Origin of the sequence: Sphingomonas floccifaciens, from assembly GCF_042681125.1 — a bacterium.
In the GTDB taxonomy this organism is placed as follows: domain Bacteria; phylum Pseudomonadota; class Alphaproteobacteria; order Sphingomonadales; family Sphingomonadaceae; genus Sphingomonas; species Sphingomonas floccifaciens.
This window is the reverse complement of the sequence record NZ_JBHUFC010000039.1, coordinates 1-2276: the sequence shown is the minus strand read 5'-3', so window position 1 is coordinate 2276 and position 2276 is coordinate 1. Positions and strand designations below refer to the sequence as shown.

Sequence of the window (2276 nt, the reverse complement as noted above, 5' to 3'; positions counted from 1 at the left end):
CATCAAGGCGATAGCGCGGGACCTGCACCTGTCGCGCAAGGTGGTGCGCAAGGCGATCCGGGCGCCGGAGGCGGACATGGCGTATCGTCGCGAGGTGCAGCCGCTGCCGAAGCTGGGGCCGTTCCAGACGCGACTGGACGCGTTGCTGGAGGAAGACGAGGCACGACCGCGGCGCGAGAAGCTGCGCCTCACGCGTATCCACGACCTGCTGCTGCGCGAGGGGTTCGACGGCTCATACGACGCGGTGCGCCGCTATGCGGCCCGCTGGCGGCAGGCGCAGCGTCGCGACGTGATGAATGCGCCGGCGTTCATCCCGCTGCTGTTCCGACCAGGCGAGGCGTATCAGTTCGACTGGAGCCACGAGGACGTGGAGATCGCGGGCAAGCCGATGCGGGTGAAGGTCGCCCATGTGCGGCTGTGCGCGTCGCGGGCCATGTATGTGCGAGCCTATCCGCGCGAGACACAGGAGATGGTGTTCGACGCCCATGCGCGGGCGTTCGCCTTCTTCGGAGGCGTGCCGACGCGCGGCATCTACGACAACATGAAGACCGCCGTGACGAGCGTGTTCACCGGCAAGGAGCGGATCTTCAACCGGCGCTTCCTGGTGATGGCCAACCACTACATGGTCGAGCCAACGGCCTGCTCGCCGGCGTCCGGCTGGGAGAAGGGGCAGGTCGAGAACCAGGTGCAGACCGCGCGTGGCCGCTTCTTCCAGCCACGTCTGCGCTTTGCCAGCATCGAGGAGTTGAACGGCTGGCTGGAGGCGGAGTGTCGCCGTTGGGCCGACATGCACCAGCATCCCGAGCAGAAGGAGCTGACCGTCGCCCAGGCGTGGGCTGCCGAGCGTGGCGTGCTCCAGCCGGTGGTCGCGCCCTTTGACGGCTTCCACGAGAGCGAGCACGCGGTAAGCGGCACCTGCCTCATCAGCTTCGACCGCAACCGCTATTCCGTCTCCGCCAGGGCGGTTCGGCGTGCCGTCCAGGTGCGGGCCTACGCCGACCGCATCGTCGTGCGCTGCGACGGCCAGGTCGTCGCCGACCACCCCCGGTTCTTCGGACGCGACCGGACCATCTACGACCCGTGGCATTACCTGCCGGTGCTGGTGACCAAGCCGGGCGCCCTGCGCAATGGCGCGCCGTTCCAGGGCTGGGAGTTGCCGCCTGCGCTGTCACGGCTGCGGCGCAAGCTCGGCGCCGGCGATGATGCCGACCGGCGGTTCGTGCGGGTGCTGGCAGCGGTGCTGGATGACGGGCTGGAGGCGGTTGAAGCGGCCGTGCGCGAAGCGCTCCTGGCCGGCACCGCCAGCGACGACGTCATCGTCAACATCCTGGCCCGCCGACGCGAGCCGCCCCGGCCGCTGACCATTGTCACACCCGAGGACCTGGCGCTGCGCCATCCGCCCCGCGCCGACTGCACCCGCTACGACAGCCTGCGAGGCCTGCATGCAGCGGCATGAGATGATGACGGCCATGGCCGAGTTGGGGCTGAAGGGCATGGCTGGTGCCTTCGACGAGGCCGTCACCACCGGGCTGCAACGCAAGCGCACGACCATGGAGGTCCTGACGGACCTGCTCCGCGCCGAAGCCGCCCACCGCCATGCGGCGTCCGTCCGCTACCGGATGTCGGCCGCCAGGCTGCCGGCGGTGAAGGACCTCGACGCCTTCGTCTTCGACGACACCCCCATCAACGAGGGACTGGTGCGCTCGCTGCACAGCGGCTCGTTCCTCCCCGGTCGGCGCAATGTCGTGCTGGTCGGTGGAACGGGCACCGGCAAGACGCACCTCGCCACCGCCATTACCGCCAACGTGGTGCGGGCCGGCGCCCGTGGGCGCTACTTCAACACGGTCGACCTGGTGAACCGGCTCGAGGAGGAGACCCGCCTCGGCAAGGCCGGCGCGCTGGCAGCCCAGCTCTCCCGCCTCGACCTCGTGGTGCTCGACGAGCTCGGCTACCTGCCCTTTGCCCGCTCGGGCGGTCAGCTGCTCTTCCACCTGGTCAGCAAGCTCTACGAGCAGACCTCGGTCATCGTCACCACGAACCTCGCCTTTGGCGAGTGGCCGACCGTCTTCGGCGACCCCAAGATGACCACCGCGCTGCTCGACCGCATTACCCACCACTGCGACATCGTCGAAACCGGCAACGACAGCTGGCGCTTCAAGCACCGCAGCTGACGCCCAGGAGGCCCGGCAGAGAACGCTTCGCGCTGGTTGCGCCTCCGGTCGGGCTACGCCCGCCCTACGCCGCAACCAGCGCGAACGGCGCGCCCGTCATACCCG

The 2276-nt window shown here is 69.3% G+C and carries 2 protein-coding genes; both read left to right on the top strand.

Annotated elements, in window-relative coordinates; translation table 11 throughout:
* Position 1 precedes the first annotated feature (1 nt).
* Positions 2-1456, top strand: a complete 1455-nt coding sequence (gene istA, locus ACFSC3_RS20930; protein WP_380942294.1) for an IS21 family transposase — start codon at positions 2-4, stop codon at positions 1454-1456.
* Positions 1443-2171, top strand: coding sequence for an IS21-like element helper ATPase IstB (istB, locus tag ACFSC3_RS20925; protein WP_070240731.1), 729 nt, complete (start codon positions 1443-1445; stop codon positions 2169-2171). The genes istA and istB overlap by 14 nt, the downstream gene beginning before the upstream one ends.
* The last annotated feature ends 105 nt before the right edge of the window (positions 2172-2276 follow it).

What these genes read in the sequence shown, in the direction of transcription:
- istB (WP_070240731.1), top strand. Translation starts at nt 1,443, where the DNA reads ATGCAGCGGCATGAGATGATGACGGCCATGGCCGAGTTGGGGCTGAAG.